The 23,288-nt window shown below is 42.9% G+C and carries 26 protein-coding genes and 1 riboswitch; of the genes, 23 read left to right on the top strand and 3 right to left on the bottom strand.

All coding sequences use genetic code 11. The annotated features are described in order from the left end of the window. Window positions 1-68: 68 nt before the first annotated feature. Window positions 69-234, bottom strand: a riboswitch (M-box (ykoK) riboswitch). 195 nt (window positions 235-429) lie between these two features. From KH400_RS08550 to KH400_RS08440, 23 genes are all read left to right on the top strand, one after another. After that, window positions 430-861 carry a MarR family winged helix-turn-helix transcriptional regulator gene (locus KH400_RS08550; protein ID WP_217223954.1) on the top strand — a complete coding sequence of 144 codons (432 nt, stop codon included), beginning with the start codon at window positions 430-432 and terminating at the stop codon, window positions 859-861. A 32-nt stretch (window positions 862-893) separates the two neighbouring features. After that, window positions 894-2,276, top strand: coding sequence for an MATE family efflux transporter (locus tag KH400_RS08545; protein WP_217223953.1), 1,383 nt, complete (start codon window positions 894-896; stop codon window positions 2,274-2,276). Window positions 2,277-2,475: 199 nt separating this feature from the next. Then, entirely contained in the window at window positions 2,476-3,321 is an 846-nt protein-coding gene (locus KH400_RS08540; RefSeq protein ID WP_217223952.1) for a hypothetical protein, read from the top strand. Window positions 3,322-3,507: 186 nt separating this feature from the next. Next, complete coding sequence (locus KH400_RS08535; protein ID WP_312889098.1) at window positions 3,508-3,828, top strand: DUF5634 family protein; 321 nt, start codon at window positions 3,508-3,510, stop codon at window positions 3,826-3,828. Window positions 3,829-4,130: 302 nt separating this feature from the next. Next, window positions 4,131-5,681, top strand: a complete 1,551-nt coding sequence (locus tag KH400_RS08530; protein WP_217223951.1) for a sodium:solute symporter family protein — start codon at window positions 4,131-4,133, stop codon at window positions 5,679-5,681. Window positions 5,682-5,683: 2 nt separating this feature from the next. Next, window positions 5,684-5,920: a hypothetical protein gene (locus KH400_RS08525; protein WP_217223950.1), complete on the top strand. Its 237-nt coding sequence runs from the start codon at window positions 5,684-5,686 to the stop codon at window positions 5,918-5,920. 112 nt (window positions 5,921-6,032) lie between these two features. Beyond that, window positions 6,033-6,335, top strand: a complete 303-nt coding sequence (locus KH400_RS08520; protein WP_217223948.1) for an urease subunit gamma — start codon at window positions 6,033-6,035, stop codon at window positions 6,333-6,335. A 22-nt stretch (window positions 6,336-6,357) separates the two neighbouring features. After that, on the top strand, window positions 6,358-6,681 hold the full coding sequence (locus KH400_RS08515) for an urease subunit beta (protein WP_217223946.1): 324 nt from the start codon (window positions 6,358-6,360) through the stop codon (window positions 6,679-6,681). After that, window positions 6,682-8,391 (top strand): urease subunit alpha, encoded by a 1,710-nt coding sequence (ureC, locus tag KH400_RS08510; protein ID WP_217223944.1) that lies wholly within the window; start codon window positions 6,682-6,684, stop codon window positions 8,389-8,391. An 11-nt stretch (window positions 8,392-8,402) separates the two neighbouring features. Continuing rightward, window positions 8,403-8,849, top strand: a complete 447-nt coding sequence (gene ureE, locus KH400_RS08505; protein ID WP_217223942.1) for an urease accessory protein UreE — start codon at window positions 8,403-8,405, stop codon at window positions 8,847-8,849. Continuing rightward, window positions 8,842-9,528 (top strand): urease accessory protein UreF, encoded by a 687-nt coding sequence (locus tag KH400_RS08500; RefSeq protein ID WP_217223941.1) that lies wholly within the window; start codon window positions 8,842-8,844, stop codon window positions 9,526-9,528. Before ureE ends, KH400_RS08500 begins: the two co-directional genes overlap by 8 nt. Before the next feature lie 31 nt (window positions 9,529-9,559). Next, window positions 9,560-10,174 (top strand): urease accessory protein UreG, encoded by a 615-nt coding sequence (gene ureG, locus KH400_RS08495; protein ID WP_217223939.1) that lies wholly within the window; start codon window positions 9,560-9,562, stop codon window positions 10,172-10,174. Further along, a complete protein-coding gene (locus KH400_RS08490) occupies window positions 10,171-10,986 on the top strand; it encodes an urease accessory protein UreD (RefSeq protein ID WP_217223936.1) in 816 nt (271 codons plus the stop codon). Before ureG ends, KH400_RS08490 begins: the two co-directional genes overlap by 4 nt. Window positions 10,987-11,246: 260 nt before the next feature. Next, entirely contained in the window at window positions 11,247-12,326 is a 1,080-nt protein-coding gene (locus KH400_RS08485) for an AI-2E family transporter (protein WP_217223934.1), read from the top strand. Window positions 12,327-12,497: 171 nt separating this feature from the next. Then, on the top strand, window positions 12,498-14,084 hold the full coding sequence (locus KH400_RS08480) for a spore germination protein (RefSeq protein ID WP_217223933.1): 1,587 nt from the start codon (window positions 12,498-12,500) through the stop codon (window positions 14,082-14,084). A gap of 1 nt (window position 14,085) precedes the next feature. Next, entirely contained in the window at window positions 14,086-15,204 is a 1,119-nt protein-coding gene (locus tag KH400_RS08475) for a GerAB/ArcD/ProY family transporter (RefSeq protein ID WP_217223931.1), read from the top strand. A gap of 22 nt (window positions 15,205-15,226) precedes the next feature. Continuing rightward, a complete protein-coding gene (locus tag KH400_RS08470; RefSeq protein ID WP_217223929.1) occupies window positions 15,227-16,366 on the top strand; it encodes a Ger(x)C family spore germination protein in 1,140 nt (379 codons plus the stop codon). A 73-nt stretch (window positions 16,367-16,439) separates the two neighbouring features. Next, window positions 16,440-16,664, top strand: coding sequence for a hypothetical protein (locus tag KH400_RS08465; protein WP_217223927.1), 225 nt, complete (start codon window positions 16,440-16,442; stop codon window positions 16,662-16,664). Between the two features lie 72 nt (window positions 16,665-16,736). Continuing rightward, the gene (locus KH400_RS08460) at window positions 16,737-18,497 is read left to right on the top strand and encodes a sensor histidine kinase (RefSeq protein WP_217223925.1); all 1,761 of its coding nucleotides are present in this window, start codon (window positions 16,737-16,739) and stop codon (window positions 18,495-18,497) included. Next, a complete protein-coding gene (locus KH400_RS08455) occupies window positions 18,490-19,224 on the top strand; it encodes a LytR/AlgR family response regulator transcription factor (protein ID WP_217223923.1) in 735 nt (244 codons plus the stop codon). Before KH400_RS08460 ends, KH400_RS08455 begins: the two co-directional genes overlap by 8 nt. Window positions 19,225-19,352: 128 nt before the next feature. Continuing rightward, window positions 19,353-20,795 carry a carbon starvation CstA family protein gene (locus KH400_RS08450; RefSeq protein WP_217224056.1) on the top strand — a complete coding sequence of 481 codons (1,443 nt, stop codon included), beginning with the start codon at window positions 19,353-19,355 and terminating at the stop codon, window positions 20,793-20,795. 144 nt (window positions 20,796-20,939) lie between these two features. Continuing rightward, a complete protein-coding gene (locus KH400_RS08445; protein WP_217223922.1) occupies window positions 20,940-21,317 on the top strand; it encodes a hypothetical protein in 378 nt (125 codons plus the stop codon). A gap of 198 nt (window positions 21,318-21,515) precedes the next feature. Next, the gene (locus KH400_RS08440) at window positions 21,516-21,758 is read left to right on the top strand and encodes a YusU family protein (RefSeq protein ID WP_217223920.1); all 243 of its coding nucleotides are present in this window, start codon (window positions 21,516-21,518) and stop codon (window positions 21,756-21,758) included. Window positions 21,759-21,805: 47 nt separating this feature from the next. Here KH400_RS08440 and KH400_RS08435 read toward each other — a convergent pair whose 3' ends face one another. The 3 genes from KH400_RS08435 to KH400_RS08425 all read right to left on the bottom strand — a co-directional run bounded on the left by KH400_RS08435 (window position 21,806) and on the right by KH400_RS08425 (window position 23,158). Beyond that, window positions 21,806-22,420 (bottom strand): hypothetical protein, encoded by a 615-nt coding sequence (locus tag KH400_RS08435; protein WP_217223918.1) that lies wholly within the window; start codon window positions 22,418-22,420, stop codon window positions 21,806-21,808. A 122-nt stretch (window positions 22,421-22,542) separates the two neighbouring features. Next, on the bottom strand, window positions 22,543-22,866 hold the full coding sequence (locus KH400_RS08430) for a spore coat protein (protein ID WP_217223916.1): 324 nt from the start codon (window positions 22,864-22,866) through the stop codon (window positions 22,543-22,545). 22 nt (window positions 22,867-22,888) lie between these two features. Then, entirely contained in the window at window positions 22,889-23,158 is a 270-nt protein-coding gene (locus KH400_RS08425; protein WP_217223914.1) for a hypothetical protein, read from the bottom strand. Between the last annotated feature and the right edge of the window lie 130 nt (window positions 23,159-23,288).

Raw genomic sequence — 23,288 nt, 5'->3', positions numbered from 1 at the left:
GGTTAATACATAACCAAAAATGAACACCACAAATCATGCCTAAATAAGGCATCAGAGATGCTTGTTTTATCAGTCTCCATTCGTAGAGCTTTAGCACTGTGCGGCATAGGAAAAATTCCAGCTACGTTAGATACCACCTTAAGTCGATGATCTCTGTTGACCCATTGGCGTCTTTGGACATTTTTGGGCAGTAGCGTATCTCCATCACAGGAGCCTCACCTAACGAAGAATTTTATTCTTTTCACAATCAACAGCCTAACAGCACATCACATAGGATGTCAATCCTTTTTTAGAGTTGTCTTAGGACAAGGGATTAATTTTATTAGGAGCCGAACGAAAATCATTTGGTAATTTTTTTAAATATGTATTTACTCTAGATAATCATGTATAATAGCTAAGTTGATTTATTTAGGAGGCTAACAAAAAACTATGGATCGTAACATTGAACAAAGTGTTGGTTATCAACTTGGTATTGTTTCGCATTTTATCCAAAATAGCTATAATCAAAAGCTTTCAGAGTTTAATATAACTGTTTCACAAGCAAAGGTGCTTTATTTTCTCGTTGAGCATGGCAATCAGTTTCAATCTGAACTGCAAAACCGTCTCTACATCAAAGCGTCGTCGATGAATGGCATTATTGAGACGATGAGAAAGAAAGGTTTGATCGAGAAGGTCGATAGCAGGGAGGACCGTCGCTCAAAAGTGATTGAGTTGACGGAGGCTGGTCGGACCATGGAGGCAAGGCTGTGGGATGAGCTTCGTACGATCGAAGAAGAGCTTGTCCGCGGCTTTTCGGTTGAAGAGAAACAACTTGTATTGGCGTGGTTAAAGAAGATGCAAAAGAATATGAGGGATCAATAGAGAGAAAATTTTATAAACAGAGGAGAACAGCTATGAAACAACAACAAAGTGAAAGGTTAGGTACGGAACCGATCCCGAAGCTATTGAAGAATTTATCGATTCCAGCGATTGTCGGGATGATTGTCATGGCACTCTACAATGTCGTTGATACGATTTTTATTTCGTATGGCGTTGGTATCGAAGCCGTAGCCGGTGTTAGTGTCGCATTTCCGCTTATGATGATCATTACCTCACTTGCAGGGGCGGTCGGGATCGGGGGCGCCTCATTGATTTCGCGACGCCTCGGTGCTGATAAAACGGAAGAGGCTAATGAAATTTTTGGAAACGTGCTGACGATTGTTTTTGTCGTAAGTGTTATCGCGATGATCGGTGGTTTTATGTTCCTTGAACCGTTACTTGTCTTGTTCGGGGCTACCCCAGAAATTTTACCGTACGCCTATGATTATTTACTTCCAATCATGCTCGGTGCGTTCTTTTTCCTATTTGCGTTTACAACTAACAATGTGATTCGTTCAGAGGGAAACGCGCGCTTTGCAATGATGACGATGATCATTCCATCGGTATTAAATATTTTCCTATCACCGCTATTTATCTTTGGATTCGATATGGGTGTGCAAGGTGCAGCAGTTGCGACGGTGATTTCACAAGCGTCCATTTCTATTGTTATTTTACAATACTTTTTGAAAGGAAGAAGCTCGCTTCAACTTGGTAAAATCTATTTGCGACCAGATGTCGCGTTGATAAAAGAAATTGTTGTCGTTGGTTTCCCGAGCTTTGTTCGTCAAGTGGGTGGCAGTGTGATGATGGTTGCCATCAACGTGATGCTGATTCGCTTTGGTGGCGAATTTTATGTTGGGGTGTTTGGGATCATTCAGCGAATCGCGATGTTTGCTTTAATGCCAATGATGGGGATTCTTCAAGGCATGCAGCCGATTGTCGGCTACAATTATGGAGCGAAAAATGATGATCGCTTGAAAGAAACGGTATGGCTTGGCTTGAAGCTGACGACTGTGTTTTCGGCACTTGTCTTTGTCGTGATGATGCTCTTTCCAAATGCTTTTATGCGGGTTTTCACAGCAGATGCAGAAGTTATTGCGGCGGGGGCCGATGCGATGCGGATCATGTTCGCGTTAGCGATCGTGATCGGTGTTCAAGTCGTCAGCGGTGGCTTATACCAAGCGCTTGGGCTTGCAAAACAAGCGTTAGTATTATCAATGTCACGTCAAATTCTATTCTTAATTCCACTCGTCTTGATTTTACCGCATTTCTTTGGTGTCATCGGTGTATGGATCGCCTTTCCGGTCGCGGATTTCCTATCATTCGTGTTATCGGTCGTGTTCTTATACCGAGACCGTGCGACATTCCTCGTTCGACGCAAGCCAAAAGAACCAGTCGCGGAACCGCAATCAATATAGAATGGGAAGCAGTGACAGGAGGGGTCAGACCCCTCCTGTCACTGCTTCTTTTTGTGGGTGTAACCCTTGATGTAATTGGCTTTTTGTGGTGCCTGACCCCATCTTAAGAGAATGAATCATAAATACGTGCGCATACGGTAATAGAAAATGGTAAGATAGACGTTATGGATGGAACGATGAAAAAGGGGAGGTCGGTGTGATGGAGAGGTACAATAAAATCATTATTTATTTGGTTATAGCGAGTTTGGTATTAAATATTTATCTCATCACTCGTACATTTCATTTAGATCGGCAATTGGCGATGGAGTCCAACCACCTGCAATCGGCAGTGGAATTGATTCGATCAGATGTAAATCACCTTACTGGAAGTATGCATGAGTTAACGAATGCAAGCCGCTGGGTAACCGATGAGTCGTTTTATCCAGATGAGGAAGGCTCATCGCCAGAGCAATTGCGGCTAACGTTAGAGTGGGGCTTTCAGGAAATTGGTGCAAATGCCAATGTCCTTTTGCAATATAGAGAATTGAGTGAAACAGATTGGATCGAAGTTGAGGCAGAACAGGTGGATGATGTAAGGTACCGAGCACCACTTGTCATCGATCCTGAACATGATTATGAGTACCGAGTGATGACCAGAGGTGAAACGGTGAGGTCAAGTGAGACACGTCGCGTGCACGAGAATCATTACCGACCGACGCCACTAACGATGCTTGGTTCAAGCTACAGTACAAACCAAACAGGATTGCAACATTATGAGGCACAACTTGCTCAGCCTGAGGTTTTGTTTGATTTCTATAAAGCGCAACGTGTGACCGCAAAGCTTACAGATGATCAAGGTGAAACAGAAACAACAGAATTGCAAGCAACAAGTGGCAAGCAGGCGGATTATGGCCATGATATCGATGAAGTCTGGGAATTAGAGGTCGAAACAACAGACAACTTACGTTCAATTTCGATTGAAGTCGAATATGCTGACGGTACGGTTCATGAAGGTGAGGTCTGGCCACAGCATAAATATCAAGAAATGATTGATCATGCGCAGTAGCTTGAAGGGGTCAGACCCCCTCAGTTACTGCTTCTTTTTTGTGGGCGCAGCTACCGCGGCTGTTGGGATTATTGCGGTGCCAGAGCAGGATCCTAATGACAGTGGTTGTGTGGGGGTCAGACCCCACATAGTGGGAGCAAAACAGGGAATAGTACGTATGAATCGTTTGTGAAAGGAGGGGACGTTGTGGAGTTTGTGACAAGAGAGACGATTCTTACAAATATGAACCGCATGTTGGAGCCATTAATGGAGAAGTATGACTTAGACGATATTGGCGTTTATGAAGAAGAAGGCGAGGCTGAACGTTACTATATCGGCTATACGGTGAAGAAAGATGGCGAGGTTTATATGGTAAACATGCCGTTTGAAAAAGACCACGAAGGCAAGCTTGCGCTCAAAGAAGGCGTTTGGACGATCCAAGCGGATGATAACGATGACTTTGAGACTCATGGGTACTATTCCCTAGACGATGTCTTTGAAAGTATTGAAAATGGAATAGAGCATTAGAGCGAGGGTCAGACCCCTCGTTTTTTTGTGCTCTTATAACGCCCAATGTACCGCAACGACGGGATGATTAGAGGTGCCAGAGCATGTTGAAAGGACGTGGCGTGTGGAGGTTTTTGAGGAGGGGTCTGACCCCAATATTCAAATACCATGTAAGGAAATATGACATAACATTTGATGTGAGGGTGAGATGTGCTTATACTAGGTCTCGTTAAAGATTTTAAATTATTTAATTATTTAGACTCATCAAAGAACTCATGCATAACACATGTGATGTGAAATAAATAAACAAATGGAGGTCATGTATGTTAACACCAAGCGTTGGGTATTTGATTTTGTTAGTTTTCGGGGTCTTCTTCACGAGTTTAACGATTATTATGCAGCGTCGTCGCGGGAAAGCGATGACGGCAGAACAGTTTAGTACGGCGGGACGTAGTGTTGGTGTCGGGTTAGCAAGTGCTTCAATTATAGCGGCTTGGACGTGGGCGGCGACATTGATGATGTCTTCGTCAACAGGGTTTCAATACGGGATTAGTGGTCCTTACTGGTATGCTGCTGGTGCGTGTGTACAGGTGCTCCTCTTTGCGATCGTTGCGATTCATTTAAAACGAAAAGCACCGAAGGCTCATACATTCCTAGAGTTTATCGGCAAACGGTTTGATAAAAAGAACCATAAATTGATGATGGTTTTTGCTTTAATGACCAACATTATCGTTACAGCGATGGTCATTCTCGGCGGTGCGATTGCCCTTAACTCGTTAACAGGTATGAATGTGTATGTCGCAGCGTTTTTAATCCCATTAACATTTACGATTTATACGATGATCGGTGGTCTGAAGGCTTCTTTTATCGCGGACTATTTGAATACGGTCATGATTTTTGTCATCCTTACAGTTTTTGCAACAGTTGTTTATATGAAGTTTGGGGTTTCGACCGTCTATGAAGGTCTACAATCCTTACCAGAGTCACAGCAGATGTTAACGATGGCGTCGATTCCGGGGTTATTCTTTGGAATGATTAATATTATCGGTAACTTCGGAGCGGTGTTTGTTGATCAGTCGTATTGGCAACGGGCGATTGCAAGTAAGGATAGTGCCGCTTCGAAAGCGTACATATATGGCGGGATCGCGTGGTTCTCGATTCCATTTGCGATTGCAACCTTTTTAGGTGTTAGTGCAGCAGGGCTAGGGTTAAATGTCACGGACCCAGATGCATCTGCCCCGCTCATGGCCGCTCATCTATTAGGGGCCGCGGGATCAATTTTATTTTTGGTGATGTTATTTATGGCAGTCATGTCGACGGGGGCAGCTGAGCTTACCGCGATTACGAACATTATTGTTACAGATATTTACCGAGAATCAATTAATCCAAATGCAAGCAGTAAACAAACATTAAAAGTATCGCGAATCGTGACTTTAAGCTTTGGTCTTGCGATGGGGATTCTTTCAATCTTGCTCTTCCAAGTCGGAATCGGTCTAGGATTCGTTTACATGGCGATGGGAATTTTCGTTAGTGCGGCCGTGATTCCATTAGCACTTGGATTGTTGTGGAAACGTACGACAAACGCTGGCTGCTTTTATGGTGCGTTGTTAGGGATGATTTCTGGGGTGACGGTTTGGTTTACGACAGCGTACATGCTGTATGGGAATATTAGCGTTCAGTCTTTAGGTGAATTACATTCGATGCTTGCTGGGAACTTAACGGTGTTTATCGTCAGCGGTACGATTGCAATCGCTCATGGATTAATCGCGAAAGAAGAATTTGATTTTGAGTCGTTAAAAGATAAGTTCAAAAGCTTTGATGATGATCAGACAGAGGTTCAAACAAGTGCTAACGCTAGAAGGGAAGTTGTTTAATTATGAAAGATAATCAGTTACAAAGAGACATAAAAATGTGTACGCGCTGGGCCTTTGGATTAACGTTTTTCCTCATTATCCTCTTCCCAGGGATCATGTTTGTCACCGGCTACAACTATAGTTTGCAGTTTTTCACAGGATGGACGTACCTAGCTTTTACTTGGCTGATTGTCGCAGGTCTCTATATTGCCATTCGTCCGTGGGTCGAGATGTATTTGGAAAAAAAGCGTTCAGCTTAACCGGACCGAGGGCCTCTATCTTTAGCAAAAGTGGGGTAGCTAAGCCCTCGGTTTATTGACTTGACTCTCATTATATAAATATTCATAAATCGATGTAGAAAGGGTGATCAAGATGAAACTAACTTCTCGTGAAATGGAAAAGTTAATGATCGTCGTTGCTGCTGACCTGGCGCGCAGGCGTCAGGCACGTGGTCTAAAACTGAACTACCCAGAAGCGACAGCGATTATTACGTATGAAGTGATTGAAGGGGCACGAGACGGGAAAACCGTCGCAGAGTTGATGCAGTACGGGACGACGATTCTCTCAAGAGAGGATGTGATGGAGGGCGTTCCTGAGATGATCGCTGACATTCAAGTCGAGGCGACATTTCCAGATGGGACAAAACTCGTAACCGTTCATGATCCGATCCGTTAATCACAAAAAGGGGGATGAAAGCATGATTCCAGGCGAATACATCGTCAAACAAGAGCCAATTGACTGCAACGCTAATAAACAACCAATCACGATAACGGTGTTAAATCAAGGAGATCGTCCGATTCAAATCGGTTCGCACTTTCATTTTTATGAAGTGAACAGCTACCTGCAATTTACGCGTGAACAGGCAAAAGGGATGCATTTAAACATTCCAGCAGGGACAGCGGTCCGCTTTGAACCGGGTGATGAAAAAGAGATTGAGCTTGTGCCCTTTTCTGGGGAACAAAAAATATACGGCTTAAACAACCAATTAAACGGGTCTTTGAAAAAGGAGGGAGAGAAGTAAATGAGCTTTCAAATGTCGAGAAAACAATATGCTGATATGTTCGGTCCAACCGTTGGTGACGCTGTCCGTCTTGCAGATACAGAGCTGTTCATAGAAATTGAAAAAGATTATACGACATATGGTGATGAAGTCAAGTTCGGTGGCGGGAAAGTGATTCGTGATGGTATGGGGCAACACCCGCTCGCCACCAGAGAGGAATGTGTCGATCTTGTTTTCACCAATGCAATGATCGTTGATGTGACGGGTATTTATAAGGCGGATATTGGTGTGAAAGATGGACACATTACGGCAATTGGCAAGGCGGGCAACCCGTTATTAATGGATGATGTCGATATCGTTGTCGGCGCTTCGACGGAAGTGATTGCAGCAGAAGGAAAGATTGTGACCGCCGGTGGGATTGATGCTCATATTCACTTTATAGCCCCGCAGCAGATTGAAACGGCTCTGCAATCAGGTGTGACAACGATGATCGGAGGCGGCACGGGCCCGGCGACAGGCTCGAATGCAACAACGTGTACACCTGGTGAATGGAATATTCACCGCATGCTAGAGGCAGCTGAAGAGTTTCCTATGAATCTAGGTTTTTTAGGAAAAGGGAATGCATCCGACGTAAAGGCGGTCAGTGAGCAAGTCGAAGCCGGAGTGATTGGGTTAAAGCTTCATGAAGACTGGGGGACGACAGCTTCAGCGATTGATACGAGTTTAAAAGTTGCTGATGAATATGACGTGCAAGTTGCGATTCATACCGACACGCTCAATGAAGGCGGGTTTGTTGAAGATACACTAGCAGCGATTGATGGTCGCGTGATTCATACGTATCATACGGAAGGGGCTGGAGGTGGACACGCACCAGATATCATTGAGGCGGCGGGACACATGAATATTTTACCGTCATCAACGAATCCAACGCGTCCGTTTACAGTGAATACTTTAGAAGAGCATTTAGATATGTTGATGGTCTGTCACCACCTCGATCCAAGTGTGCCGGAAGATATCGCGTTTGCTGATTCGCGGATTCGAAAGGAAACGATTGCGGCCGAAGATATTTTACATGATTTAGGTGTGTTCAGTATCATCTCCTCTGATTCGCAGGCGATGGGCCGTGTCGGTGAGGTGATCAGTCGGACATGGCAAACCGCAGATAAAATGAAAAAGCAGCGCGGACGATTGGCGGAAGAGGAAAGTGGCGCAGACAACTTCCGGGTGAAGCGCTACATTGCGAAATATACGATTAATCCAGCGATTACCCATGGGATCTCCGAGTATGTTGGCTCGGTTGAGGTCGGGAAATTTGCTGACCTCGTCGTCTGGGACACGGCGTTTTTCGGGGTGAAGCCTGATTTAATTTTAAAAGGTGGCATGATTGCTCATAGCGTCATGGGTGATCCGAATGCAAGCATTCCAACACCCCAGCCTGTTTTTTATCGTCCAATGTTTGCCTCATTCGGTCGTGCGAAATATAAAACGTCAATGACATTCGTTTCAAAGGCGGCACATGAAGCAGGGGTATCTGAACAATTAGGATTAAAAAAGCGAGTCAAACCGGTTTCAGGTGTTCGCGATCTAACGAAAAAATCAATGGTTTTAAATGGGGAGACACCGAAGCTAGAGGTTGATCCACAAACCTATGAAGTAAAAGTCGATGGTGAACTGATTACGTGTGAGCCAGCAGAGGTTGTTCCGATGGCGCAACGATATTTTTTATTTTGAGGTGAGGAAAGATGATTATTGATAAAGTGATTGGGAATGTAGCGACATTAGAAAAACGAGCACCACATGTTGAGCGTGTGTATTTAGAAAGTGATCACTTGGTGAAACGAATCCAACGAGTGGTTACAGACCACGGCAATGAACTTGGGATTCGCTTACGTGAAAACCGCGACCTTGTTGATGGTGATGTTTTATTTATGGATGAAAAGAACATGATCGTCGTCTCGGTGAAGGAGGATGACTTGTTAACGATTAGGCCAACATCCATCAAGCAGATGGGTGAGATTGCGCACCAGTTGGGTAACCGCCACATGCCAGCTCAATTCGAAGGAAATGAAATGCTCGTTCAATATGATTATTTAGTCGAAGAATTGCTACAGGAGCTAGCGATTCCGTATGAAAGAGAGAAACGAAAAGTAAAAGAAGCGTTTCGTCATATAGGACATAGTCATGATTAATAAGCTCGTACCGCTCTTGCAATTAAGTGATTCAAATTTTCCATCAGGAGCGTTTTCTCATTCCTTTGGATTAGAGACCTATATTCAAGACGAAGTGATTACCGATAAAAACAGTTTTAGTGAGGCCCTTTCGATTTATGTGAAAAAGCAACTTGTTTTTGTCGATGGTCTTGCTTGTCGGCTCGCTTATGAAGCGCTAGAGGAAGGTGACCTTTCAGCATTTTTAGAACTTGATCAGCTTTTATATACGTCAAGTCTTGCGCGTGAAACAAGGCTAGGTAACAAACGAATCGGTGAACGGATGGCGAAGCTCTGTATCGATTTGTACCCGTCATCATTTTTGAATGATTATCTTGATCAGATCAAAAAGAAGGAAGCCTATGGACACTCTGCCTTAGCATTTGCAGCGGTCGCTCATCACTTGCAGGTCCCAAAGGACACCGCGATTGAAACGTATTTATTTACGACCGTTTCCTCGTTGGTTCAAAATGCGGTTCGCGGTATTCCGCTTGGGCAAACGGATGGGCAAAAGCTTTTAGTCGAGATACAGCCATTGCTTGAAGAGGCTGTCAGAGATATTTTTCAGTTAACCACGGATGACTTCGGAGCGATTAGTCCAGGGTTAGAAGTCGCACAAATGTGTCATGAACGCTTACATGTTCGGTTATTTATGTCTTAAAATTTTTAAAAAGAAAAGGGGAGTTTTATCGATGGAACCAGTACGGATTGGAGTTGGAGGCCCGGTTGGGGCAGGGAAGACGATGCTCGTTGAAAAACTAACGCGCCAGTTGCATGAAGAGTTAAGCATGGCGGTTGTAACCAATGATATTTATACAAAAGAAGATGCACAATTTTTAATGAAAAACGGTGTGTTGCCAGATGAACGTGTGATCGGAGTTGAAACAGGTGGTTGTCCACATACGGCGATTCGTGAAGATGCATCGATGAACTTTGCCGCGATTGATGAATTGAACGAAAAGCACGGTGATTTGGATTTGATATTTGTTGAAAGTGGTGGGGATAACTTGGCGGCGACGTTTAGCCCTGAGCTCGTAGATTTTTCGATTTATATCATTGATGTTGCACAAGGCGAGAAGATTCCGCGAAAAGGTGGCCAGGGGATGATCAAGTCCGATCTTTTTGTCATTAATAAAACAGATTTGGCTCCACATGTTGGTGCCAGCCTTGAGATTATGGAGCAAGATACGATCTCAGCGCGGGGTGAAAAGCCGTATGTGTTTACGAATTTAAAGGATGGAACAGGGCTAGATGAGGTGGTCGACTGGATTAAAAAACATACGCTGCTCATCGGATTGGAAGGATGAGCTATACTGGCGTATTAGAGTTGACCGCGACAGAGAAAGGGCCAAAAACGATTATTTCTGATTGCTTCTATGAAGGTGCACTTAAAATCACTCGGCCTGTCTATCTTGAAGAAGATTCGCCATCGATTTATATGATTGATGTTGGTGGGGGCTATGTTGATGGGGATACGTACCGAACGACAGTTGATGTAGAGGATGGCGCAAAACTAGCGATCACGACGCAATCATCAACTAAAATATATAAAACCCCAAAAACACCAGTCGTTCAACAAATGACAGTGAACTTGCAAAAGGGCAGCGTGCTTGAGTTTCTCCCTGATCCAGTGATTGCTTATGAGCAGGCACGCTTTAGTCAAGAGACGGTTATTCATATGGAAGCAGACGCTTGTCTTTTTTATAGCGACATCATGACGCCAGGATGGTCACCGGATGGTAGCTATTTTCGCTACGATTGGATCCGCTCTAAGTTGAAAGTCTACCAAAATGGAAAGCTTGTGGTATTCGATCACTTGATGCTTGAGCCTGATGACGAGATGGGTGGTCTCATGCAAATGGACGGTTATACACATGTGGGCATGTTTATGATCGTTCATCCACATGTGGATGAAGACTTTATTGATCGCTTGTATGAAACGCTAGCGGATATTAATGCGGATGCCCGCTTCGGGGTATCGGCCTTGCCGGTAAGTGGCGTGATTTTACGGATTCTTGCTTGTAATACTGGAACGATCGAGCGATTGATTACACAGGCTCATACGTTTGCTCGGCGCAAGCTGTTAAATAAAGAATATGTGGCTTGGCGGAAGTATTGAGGACGAGGGGGCGGCAATGGCTTCACTCGCCACAAGCCCGGTGCGAGAAACCCACTCACACCGGGCTTTTAAAAGATGGTGGCGGTTACGCTTATTGCTTCGAGGCTGTGACAAAAGGTAAAAACCAACCTTTTGTCACAGCCTCTTTAGCGTGCGCACCCCCCCCCTTTTTTAGTGGTGCCTGGCACCACAAATGGTTTATAATAGAAATTCATGGGGAACGATAGGATACATAGTTTATAAAGATGAGAGTGGTGCGGATGCCAGATAGTAAAGCGTTTCGTTTTGGATATGGATTAATTATTATTTTTGCGATCATTTATTTAGCTTCGTTAGTGGATTGGATTTTTTATCCTGTGGTCGTGCTCGTGCAAACATTAGCGGCACCGATTTTGTTGGCAGGAGTGTTGTATTATTTACTGCGGCCGATTGTCGACTTTTTGTCATGGAAGATTCCGCGGGGGATTGCAATACTTCTCATTTACATTATTGCCATCGGGCTAATCGTAATGGTGTTTTTATTAATTGGACCGATACTTCAGGCTCAGTTCCATAATTTTGTGCGTGATTTACCGATTTTGATTTCTGAGGCTCGGCAAATGATTATTAACATCCAAGAGTTCGATCTTGTGCAACGCTTCCAGCTTGATCAAGGTTTTTCGTTTGAAGAAATAAGTGGGACGGTCGTCTCCTATTTAAATGACTTTGTTTCAACGATTGGAAAGAATGCAGCTGCATTCATTGGCCTTATAGCCAATACCGTGATTGTGCTGATCATTATCCCATTTGTCCTTTATTATATGTTAAAGGAAGGGGAGAAGGCACCAAAGCAAATGTTGCGCTTGCTTCCAGAAAAGCAGCGGCAAGAGGGTCGTCGGATTTTAAAGGATATGGACTTTGCGTTAAGCTCCTATATTCAAGGGCAAATTATCGTCAGCTTTTGTGTCGGGGTGATGGCGTTTATTGGCTATAATATTATCGGTCTTGAATATTCACTGATCCTCGCTTTGATTGCGATGTTTACGAATGTGATTCCGTTTGTTGGACCGTGGATTGGGACAATCCCTGGTGTAATTGTTGGTTTATTAACGTCACCATGGATGGCGTTATGGGTGATTATCACCATTCTGATTATCCAGCAAATTGAGAGTAACTTGATTGCCCCGCAAGTGATGGGGCGCAAGCTTGCGATTCACCCGGTAACAATTATCCTGCTGTTGTTAGTCGCAGCAAGGTTTGGTGGGTTTATCGGCTTGTTAGTAGCGGTTCCTGCTTATGCCGTATTAAAAGTGGTTGTTAGTCATACGTACCGCTTATTAGAATTAAGAAAATATACGTAACGAAAGTGTGATGGCTCCAAAAAGGGGCCTCACGCTTTTTTTTGTACAGTGGTGGTGCCTGGCACCGCAACAATGGTGCCAGGCACCACCACTGTACATAATTCTCTCATCATTGCCACAAACTAACAAAAGCTTTTAGTTGTAAATTGTCGGAGAAGGATGGGATGTGGTATGAGGCGATTCGGAGGGTTAGTAAAAAAGCGAAGCTACCGGAAGCAAAAGTTGCTTGCTAAACAACAGGCCTTGTTGGTAGAGGTAGAGAACGAAAAAAAGGCTGAACTGCTCTCAATCGATTTAAACGAAAATATCGAAACGATTCGCTCGACCTATCATAACAGCTCTGATGTGATCTTTCGCTCATTTGCCATTGGTAAGCGCAGCTGTTGCTTGATTTATATTTCTGGTTTAATCGATGAACACGAAGTCAACAGCAATGTTTTGAAACCGTTAATGAACAGTCATTTTGAATCACCGACTTTCGTTGACAGCTTAATTGAACAAAAGCTTTCCGTCTCAGAATCGGAGAAATTGACGAGCTTTAATAAAATTTATCAAAAACTCTCGGCTGGTTATCCTGTCCTACTCATTGATAAAACGGTACAAGCGATAGCGATTGGGTTAGCAAAGTGGGAAGCGCGTTCGATTGAGGAACCAAATGCGGAACATGTCGTCCGCGGTCCTCGTGAAGGTTTTACCGAAGCGATTGATGTGAATCTTTCGCTTCTAAGGAGGAGAATTCGTAGTCCGCGCCTCGCGATCCATACGCAACTGATTGGTCAATTGACTGAAACAGAGGTGGCGGTTGCATACATTGATGGTGTTGCTGAAAATACGTTAGTTGAAGAAGTGAAGGTCCGACTTGAGCGAATTGATATTGATGGGATCGTTGATAGTGGCTATATTGAGGAGTTAATAGAAGACCAACCCTATTCACCTTTTCCGCAAATGATTAGTACCGAGCGGCCAGATACTGCAACTGCTTATTTGCTAGAAGGTCATGTTGTGATTTTTGCGAATGGTTCACCGTTTGCTCTTGTTGCACCAACAACCTTTTATTCACTGTTGCAAGCGTCAGAAGATTATTATGAACGCTTTTTGATTGGGAGTGCGATTCGCTGGTTGCGCTATTTGTTTCTTGTGATGGCACTATTATTTCCATCAATCTATGTCGCGATTTTAGCTTATCATCAAGAAATGCTGCCGACGACGTTAATCATCAGTATTGCGTCGTCCCGAGAGGTCGTTCCTTTTCCAGTCTTTGTTGAGGCATTGTTGATGGAAATCATGTTTGAAGTTCTGCGTGAGGCCGGCCTTCGTCTCCCTAAACAAATTGGAGCAGCTGTGAGCATTGTTGGTGCGTTAATTATCGGAGAAGCTGCAGTGCAAGCAGGAATCGTGTCCGCGCCGATGGTGATTGTTGTCGCTGTAACAGGGATCGCTTCGTTTGCCATCCCTCGTTATAATGCAGGTATTTCGATCCGAATGTTGCGCTTTCCGATGATCGTGTTAGCAGGGACACTAGGATTACTTGGGATCATGCTCGGTGTGATTACGATTGTCATTCATATGTGCTCATTACGTTCATTTGGCGTACCGTACTTATCCCCACTAGCACCAATCAAACAAAAAGATCTAAAAGATGTGTTGATGAGAGCACCGCTTTGGAAAATGAACTCAAGGCCGCATTTGACAGGGGACACGGGACAGTCACGTCAGGCAGGGCAACAAAGACCTGGTGCGAGCAGAGGGGGTGATTAGTGTGATTGAAAAAGGGAAAATTTCATCGTTTCAAATGGCGGTCATGATGTATCCAACCATCATTGCAACCGCTATTTTGGTCATCCCGGCGATTTCTGCAGAAGCTGCCGGACGTGACCTGTGGTTGTCACCATTTTGGGCATTGGGTACCGGTTTTGTAACGATTGCTATTGCGATCAAGTTACATTCGTACTTTCCAAAAGAAACGGTGATCGAGTATTGTCCAAAGATTATCGGAAAAGTCCCTGGTAAAATCATAGGACTGTTATTTTTACTTTTTTATCTACATATTAATGGCGTCATCATTCGAGAGTATACTGATTTTGTGATTGGGATTTTTCTAATGGAGACCCCAATGATCGTTGTGATTGCAAGTATGGTGTTTGTATCTGCATTAGCGGTTCGAGCTGGTCTAGAGGTTCTTGCGAGAACAGCTGAAATGTTTGTTCCAATTGTACTATTTATTATTTTTGTTATTATTGTTTTGCTTTTATCTGAAATTGATTTTGATAATATATTTCCAATCTTTGAAGAGGGAATCACGCCTTCTTTCTTAGGGGCACTAATGCCTAGTAGTTGGTATAGTGAATTTTTTTTAATTAGTTTTTTGCTTCCCTATGTTGCTAATCCTAACAAGGCTTTGCGATGGAGTGTGATGTCATTGCTCTTGATTTCTTTTTCATTAATGGTGACAAACTTAGTTGTTATGCTATTGTTTGGGCTCATTACGGAGGATTTGTCGTATCCATTGATGAGTGCCGCTCGTTACATTAGCATTGCTGATTTTTTTGAAAATGTCGAAGCGGTTGTGATGGCGTTATGGGTGGCAGGGGCGTATGTGAAAATCGCTGTATTTTATTATGCTCTTGTCATTGGGACCGCGCAGTGGTTAGATCTATCAAATTATCGACCTGTTGTCTTTCCGATCGGGATGCTGTTAGTGATCTTCGGTGTGTGGGTGACCCCGACGTTTACCGAAATGCGGGAGTTGCTTGGAGCGACTAGCCCGGTTTACTTACCGTTTGTCCAGACACTGATCCCGCTGTTTTTACTTGTGGTCGTTATCGTAAAAAAAAGAATGAGAAACCGCTCACAAGAGAATGAACAGGTTCATAGCTAATCCTTCAAAAAAGGTGGATAAGATGAGAAATAGTCTTTTGCTTGTTAGTCTACTAGTGCTTGTGATGACAACCGGATGCTGGGATCGTCAGGAAATTAATGATATTGCATTAGTGTTGGCAACTGGGGTCGATTATGTGGCTCAAAAAGAAGTTGAAATTTCGGTTGAGGTTAAGATCCTTGAAGGGGAACTGTCTAGTGGAGGTGGTGGATCAACAGATCAAACGACTTTTGTCCAATCAGCAAGAGGAAATACACTAGCAGAAGCGATATCCGTATTGCAACAAAAATTTTCACGAGAACTTTTTTGGGGGCACAATCGTGTCATCGTTTTTGATGAGGAATTTGTTCGACGTCGACTAATTAGTGATGAACTAGATTATTTTACGCGATTTCCAGAATCAAGAATACGTGACCGCGTAGTCATTAGCCATACAAAAGCAAAAAAGCTGTTAAGTGAAATTCCACATCTAGAGAAGAGTAGTGCGGAGTTGATCCGTGAGCTTTTAGAGGTGAGGTTGGGTATCATGGTAACCATTCGTGATGTTCTTCAATCGATCAAAGAAGACCGTATGGGGACGGTTATTCCAGTCGTCGATCTAGCAAATGATATGTATGGAGCAAGTCAGGGTAAACAGCAAATTGAGTTAGTAGGCTCGGCGATTTTTAAAGAAGGCCACCTCATTGATGTGATTGATGTCGGCTTAACGAGAGGCTTACTTTGGTTTAGAAATGAGATCGATAAAGCAACGGTTACGATTGAGCCAGAGGAGGAAGAGGGATTTATTTCAACGTATATGATTCATGCGGAGACGAAGTTAATCCCGGAGATTCAGGATGGTCAGTTGAAAATGACTGTACAAGCTATTTCTGAGGATGATGTCATTCAAAATACGACCGGTCTTAATTTATCAGAAATTGATACGCTTAAATCAGTAGAAAGACAACTTGAGGAGCGCATTCAAGGGCGTTTAGAAGAGACGGCTGAGCGAGTCCAGAAACAACTAAAAAGTGATGTGTTTGGATTTGGGATCGTCTTTAATCAACAATATCCTGACGAATGGAAAGAATTAAGGGATAATTGGGATGGAACATTTGCGACAATAGACATTGAATATGACGTGAAAGTTCACGTACGTCGTCTTGGCTTATCAGCGAGGTAGTCTTGAATTTGAGGCGGTTGAGTCTGATGTGGTGCGTGCCGGTTGATAGAAGAATATAGAGGAAGTGGAAGACATGGAGATTATCTACCTGTTTGTTATTGCTGTTGTTGTCGGTGTGGTTACTTGGTTTGAATGGCCAAAAATTGAAAAGCATGAGACGAAAGAAAAACGCGCGTTTATTGCTATTTCAGCAATCGCCGTTTGTCTCGCCGCCTTCCTGCTTTATTTTCCTGACGCTCCCGGCCCGACACATTTCGTGAGTAAACTATTTGAGCCACTCACGAAGATGATTAAATAAGGGTGACAAAATAAGGGTGCCAGGCACCGCAACAACGGTGCCTGGCACCCTTTAACTAAGGAGGTGGAGGCGATGTGGGAATTAGTTTTGGTCATGCTTGAGCGGCTTGGAATTATCGTTACGGTCGCTTTTGTGATGACTCGTTTTAAATTTGTACGACACCTTATTGAAAAACGAAAGATTGCGCGTCATTCAAGGGTCAGTGTAATTGTGATGTTTGGTTTATTTGGAATCATTGGTACATATACAGGGTTGAAGGTTAATCCTGAACAAGCGACGTACTTTCGTTGGGTGGTTGGCATAGAGGAAGGGGAAGCGATTGCCAATTCACGAGTGATTGGTGTTGTTGTCGCAGGCTTATTAGGCGGTTGGAAGGTTGGCATCGGTGCAGGGTTGATAGCAGGTGTTCATCGTTATTTTTTAGGAGGCTTTACGGCTTTTGCTTGTGGGTTATCAACAATCATTGCTGGTGCGATTGCGGGATACTTTTATAAAAGTAATAAAAACAATCGAATCATCTCTTTGCAAACGGCACTCGTTGTTGGTATGCTTGCTGAGGCTGTGCAGATGGGTGTCATTTTACTCGTCGCAAGGCCGTTTGACCAAGCCTTGTTATTAGTAGGTGATATTGGAGTTCCGATGATTATTGCAAACGGAATTGGGACAGCCATCTTTATATTAATTATCCGAAACGTCATTCACGAAGAAGAAAAGATCGGTTCACTCCAAGCTCAAAAAGCATTAAAGTTAGCAGATTTAACATTAAAATATTTGCGAAAAGGGTTAACCACAGAATCAGCTCTTCCAACATGTAAAATCTTATTAAAGGAGATCCAAGCAGATGCCGTATCGATTACAAATAGAGAACGCATATTAGCGTTTACTGGTGTCGCGCAAGACCATCATGTTGGGAATGAAGGGATTAGAACCCAAGCTACGAAGCGGGTATTGAAAGATGGAGAAGTGGTGATCGCAGGACAGGATGAAATTAATTGTGGGGTACGCGATTGTCCATTACATGCGGCGATTATTGCTCCACTAAAAATAAAAGAAGAAACGATAGGGACATTAAAGTTTTATTTTAAAACAGAGAAAGGCCCTTCGCCGACAACGATTGAGTTGAGTAAAGGCTTATCGACGTTATTAAGTCATCAACTCGAGCTCTCAGAAGTTGATCGACACTTGGAACTTGCAAAACAGGCTGAAATCAAAGCATTACAAGCGCAAGTAAGCCCTCATTTTCTATTTAATGCACTAAATACAATTATCGCACTCATTCGAACGGATCCTATGAAAGCAAGAAGGCTTCTTGTTTCACTTTCTCATTTTTTTAGACAGAACTTGTCAGGGACAACAATAACGCAAACATCAATTGAGGAAGATCTGAAGCATGTAAAAGCTTATTTAGAAATTGAACAAGCACGTTTTTCCGATAAACTAACCGTTCACTATGACGTTGATCCAAAGGCACTGCCGATAAAGGTACCGCCAATGACGTTGCAGCCAATTGTTGAAAATGCGATTAAACATGGCTTGAAACCATTGCAAAATGATAGTTATCTCTCCATTCAAATCGAAAAGGGGGAAGATGTTGTTCTTCTTTCGGTATCAGATAATGGGATCGGAATGGGGACAAAACGAATCGATGAACTAGGTAACGAGAGAGTGCATTCAAAAACGGGGACAGGAATCGGCTTAGTGAACATTAACCGACGATTACAAATGATGTATGGAGAAAAAGCAGGGTTAAACATTGAAAGTGAAAAGGGAAGAGGAACAACTGTTTCTTTTCATATCCCTTTGAAAGTAAGGGGGAATGATGGATATGAATAAAACGTTTAAAGTAGTCATTATCGATGATGAACTACATAGTCGAGATGAACTGACATTTTTACTAGAGCGTTACCAAGAGGTCGAAGTGGTAGGTGAGGCTGATTCTGGTGAAAAAGGGCTAGAGGTTGTGATGAGAAAAGAGCCTGATGTTGCCTTCGTAGACATTGAGATGCCACAAATGTCTGGCTTAGAATTAGCCAAAGCGACTGGAAATATGAAAAAGGTACCTCTAATTATCTTTGCAACAGCCTATCCCGATTATGCAGTCAATGCATTTCGGGTACAGGCGTTAGACTATTTAGTTAAACCGTTTGATGAGGAACAATTGGATGACACCATCAATCGAGTCAAGCAGCGCTTAACACCTTCGGATAAGACAGAGGAAAAATCTCTGGTTACGGCAAAACTTGCTGTTGAAGATGAAGGGCGGATTGTTTATCTAGTCCCTACTGATATTACCTACTTATTTCGTGAGGGTCGAGAGACGATGATTTGCACAAAGGATCGCAAGTTTCGTTCAAGAACTCCGATAAAAGATTTAGAAGAAAAGCTGAAGGGCTATGCTTTTTTTCGAACACATAAAAGCTATCTCGTGAATTTAGATAAAATTGAGGAGCTAATTCCATGGTTTAATGGAGCATATCAAGTGAAAGTCGTTGGCCAAAACGAGGAAATTCCAGTTAGTAGAAATTACGTGAAGTCATTACGCGAGCGCCTTGAGTTATAATTTGTGCATGTAAGACATGGATTTGAACATTTCAGAACACCTTTTTAACACGTTATCACAAATTCGACACATTTTGAGCTGGTCGAGTTATAATGAAAGCGTATTCAAAAAGAGAAGAGGTGTTTGAGATGATTACATTCTTACTATCAATTGCACTATTAATAATTGCTTATTTCACATATGGTAAAGTTATCGAAAAGTTATTTGGCATCAAGGAACAGAGACAAACGCCTGCCTATAGTATGGAAGATGGGGTCGATTATATTCCAATGGGAACCAATCGAAACTCGCTTATTCAACTTCTTAATATTGCTGGTGTTGGTCCTATTTTCGGTCCAATTATGGGAGCGCTTTATGGACCTGTAGCCTTTATTTGGATTGTTGTCGGTTGTGTGTTTGCCGGGGCTGTACACGATTATTTAACGGGTATGATCTCCATTCGTAACAGAGGTGCGCACTTGCCAGAGCTTGCAGGGAAGTTTTTAGGAAAGGCAATGAAGCATGTCGTAAATGCGATTGCAGTTCTTTTATTACTCCTTGTTGGAACCGTTTTCGTAACAGCACCTGCTGGACTTTTATATGATTTAATGAACGGTTGGGTGGCGCTTGGTGTCGTTACAGGGGTTATTTTTCTTTACTACATTTTTGCAACGATGCTTCCTGTTGATAAAATTATCGGTAAAGTTTATCCAATTTTAGGTGCACTTCTTGTCTTAAGTGCCATTGGGATTGGTGGAATGTTAATTGTAACTGGTGCTCCAATTCCAGAGTTAACGTTTGAGAATATGCACCCAGCAGGGGATGCGATTTTCCCAATCTTGATGATTACGATTGCTTGTGGAGCAATTTCTGGTTTCCATGCGACGCAATCACCTATCATTTCAAGAACGATGAAAAATGAAAGAAATGGTCGTAAAGTATTCTACGGAATGATGATTGTTGAAGGTATTATTGCAATGATTTGGGCTGCTGCTGCGATGAGTCTATTCCATGGCACAGACCTAAGTGCTTTAATTGCTTCAGGTGGGGCTGGTCTAGTTGTAAGTGAAGTCGCGTTTACATTGCTTGGTGCGATTGGTGGAACATTAGCTGTTCTCGGTGTTATCGTACTTCCGATTACTTCAGGGGACACGGCTTTCCGTTCTGCACGAATGATTATTGCTGACTATATTAACGTATCGCAATTGAAAATTGCTAGTCGCTTATGGATCGCGTTACCAATGTTTGTAATTTCATTTATTTTAACAACGATTGATTTCACACTATTATGGAGATACTTCGGGGTAACCAATGCGGCGATTAGTGCGATTGCTTTATTCGTAGGAGCGATGTATCTAGCCATTCAGTATAAATTCCACTGGGTCGCTACGATCCCAGCAACATTTATGACAATGGTGTCTCTAACATTTATCTTAAGTGCACCAATCGGATTCGGGCTTCCGATGACAACGTCATATATTGGTGCAACAATTGGAACGGTAGTAGTGCTTGCATTATTTGCTTATAAGATAAAGCTAAATCGTGAAGTGAGCGATTTCCAGTTAGATGAAACAATCAAAGACGCTGCGTAAGAGTGGGTGCCTAGAGAGGGTGCCTGGCACCGCAACAACGGTGCCAGGCACCCATTTTTTAAAAAATTTCCCATTCACATGTATAAAACTAGTTTCATAGGTTCATAATGTGGGTAAACGTTGATCGAAGGGGGAATTTTCAAAATGTTAGTAAAGCAAATGGAAGGGAACGTACGAATTGAACCGGTGAGTACAGGTGTCTTGAGCGATGAGGCATTACTAAAACTAATAGGCATGGACCATGATTTAATCGGCTCCATCCAAAAGGGTTCAAGTGAATATTCATTTATGAAGGTTTTTCACGGGGATACGGCCTTTTATGCAGTATTAGCCATTGATCGAATTGATTACCCCGTTTTAATAGAGGTAGAGAAATTTGAGTTTTTAAGTATTGTCACTGATGTTGAACATTATATGGCTGGCACTAGCGGAAAAGATGATCTGTATGGTGCAATCAAAGCGATTGAAGAAGTTGCCCACCAAACACGCTTTAATTACCGTAAAAAGCTAGCATTCGCCTAAATTACGATAAAACAGCTTGAACATTCCGATGAATTCGGTGTGCTTGGGCTGTTTATTTGCATGTTTTGGGAGTGAGCGGTTCTGCTGCGAACGGAGTGCACTTCTTGCACCGGTTATGATTGCGTTTCGGTCTAAGAGTCGATATGATAAAATTGGAAACACTGTGATGATAGTGGAAACGAGATAAGGAGTGGTTAGGTGGACGAGAAGTTAAATGAACAACTGGACGGTTTACTTGAAAAGTACACAGAACTATTACTAGGTGAAGCAACACCAGAATTAAAGGAAAAAGTTAAAGCTTGGGTGTTGTATTCACATATTTCAAAAAGTATGCCGCCGCTAGCGAAACACTGGAACGAGGAATATCCCGACGCCAAAGAGGCGATGAAGGCGCTTGTTACTGACATTCAAGAATTGAACAAAGCGAATAGAGAGAAATAATAGAGAAGAAGGGGGTGCCAGGCACCCCCTTATGGTGCCTGGCACCCTTATATCCCCATCTTCTCCCTAACGGACTCAATGATATATTCAAAAGCTGAGCTTTTTTCTTCTTCGTATTGTTCTTTTAATTCCTCTGCCAAGTCATGATCATAGCCATGATGGTTTAATTCATGAATCAATTTATCATACTTACTCTGAAACGATTCTTCAATCTCAGCTTCTAGCTCTTTACCTCTCTGATAGTATTTGGTGTACACATCAAAAGCAGGGACGTTACCTTCCTCGACTTTGGCGGTAAACTCATCAACCGCATCGTGAATCAAATCTTCGATGCCAAGAAGAGCCTCTTCTTGAATGGCTTCAAACTTTTCAGTGTAGTATGCTTTGATCTCGTCTGCGGATCTATTTGTATATTCGAGTTCTGGCGAATGATCACGAGCAACTTCAGCACTTTCTCCTTTTGTGCGTACAGAGGAGTGAAGTTCCTCACGCTCTGACAAGGGTGTTTGATTGCTTTGAAAAACGGCGACAGCATCATCCGCCTCTTCTTCAGGTGGGTTTGGAGGATGAACGCTTTCTGATGATTCATCAAAATAAAAGGCGTATAAACCAAAACTAGCAACACCGACTGAAAATAGAAATAGGAAGATGTATTTGTACATGAGTGCTCCCCCTCGATACATAAAGTGAACTCTCCTATCAATATGGGAAAAATCGGCATAAATTATAACAAAAAAATAACCAAAGCGAGCATTTGCTCACTTTGGCAGGTGCCAGGCACCCTTTAGCTGTATGGGAATTGGTTGTTGTAGCCAGAGAATTGCTGATAGGACTGGTTTAGCTTTTGTTGCGGCTCAGCTTCGAATGAATACCAGCCTTTTTTGAACATAAGGTTAAATAAATTTCGTTGGCAATCTTGCGTCTCATTAGCAATGGTCGCGATATCACGGTAAAGCCCCTCATGACTTGCCTCGTTCATCGCCACGCTGTAAGAGCTTGTCATATATTTTTCCGTCGATAGTTGATCGTTAATGAAGTCGCGATCATTCATCTGTGGGGACTTTGGCACCTGAGTTTGTGGATTTTCGATTTTCGAGTTCTGATTCATGCTCTGAAACCTCCTTTAGACGTTATTGCATCGTACCTTGCTGTGGTTGTTGGTTATTTTGTAAGTGACCAAGAATTTGCTGGTAATGGCGCTCGTGCATTTGGCCTGCTTGCTCTAGCGCATTTTTTACCTCTGGATCGACACATTGCTGTGCAAAGAAGTGTGCTTTTTTCATCGCTAGTAAATTCCAAGACAACATGTCATTAATATACAAGTGGTCCTTCGTTGTGACGACACTTGGTGGTTGAGGCATAAGCCCTTGCTGATTCATTGGTTGTTGCTGCTGTTGCATATGGGTTCCCCCTCCTTAGTAAAAAAGATTTGCAGTTATAGTTTGTCTCACAGCTAATCACCTATGCGAACGACCATTTGGAAAATATCTCTTATTTTCATAGTAAAATTTTAGAAAATTTACATTATTC

Origin of the sequence: Desertibacillus haloalkaliphilus (genome assembly GCF_019039105.1) — a bacterium.
In the GTDB taxonomy this organism is placed as follows: Bacteria; Bacillota; Bacilli; order Bacillales; family KJ1-10-99; genus Desertibacillus; species Desertibacillus haloalkaliphilus.
This window is presented reverse-complemented; position numbering and strand designations above follow the sequence as displayed.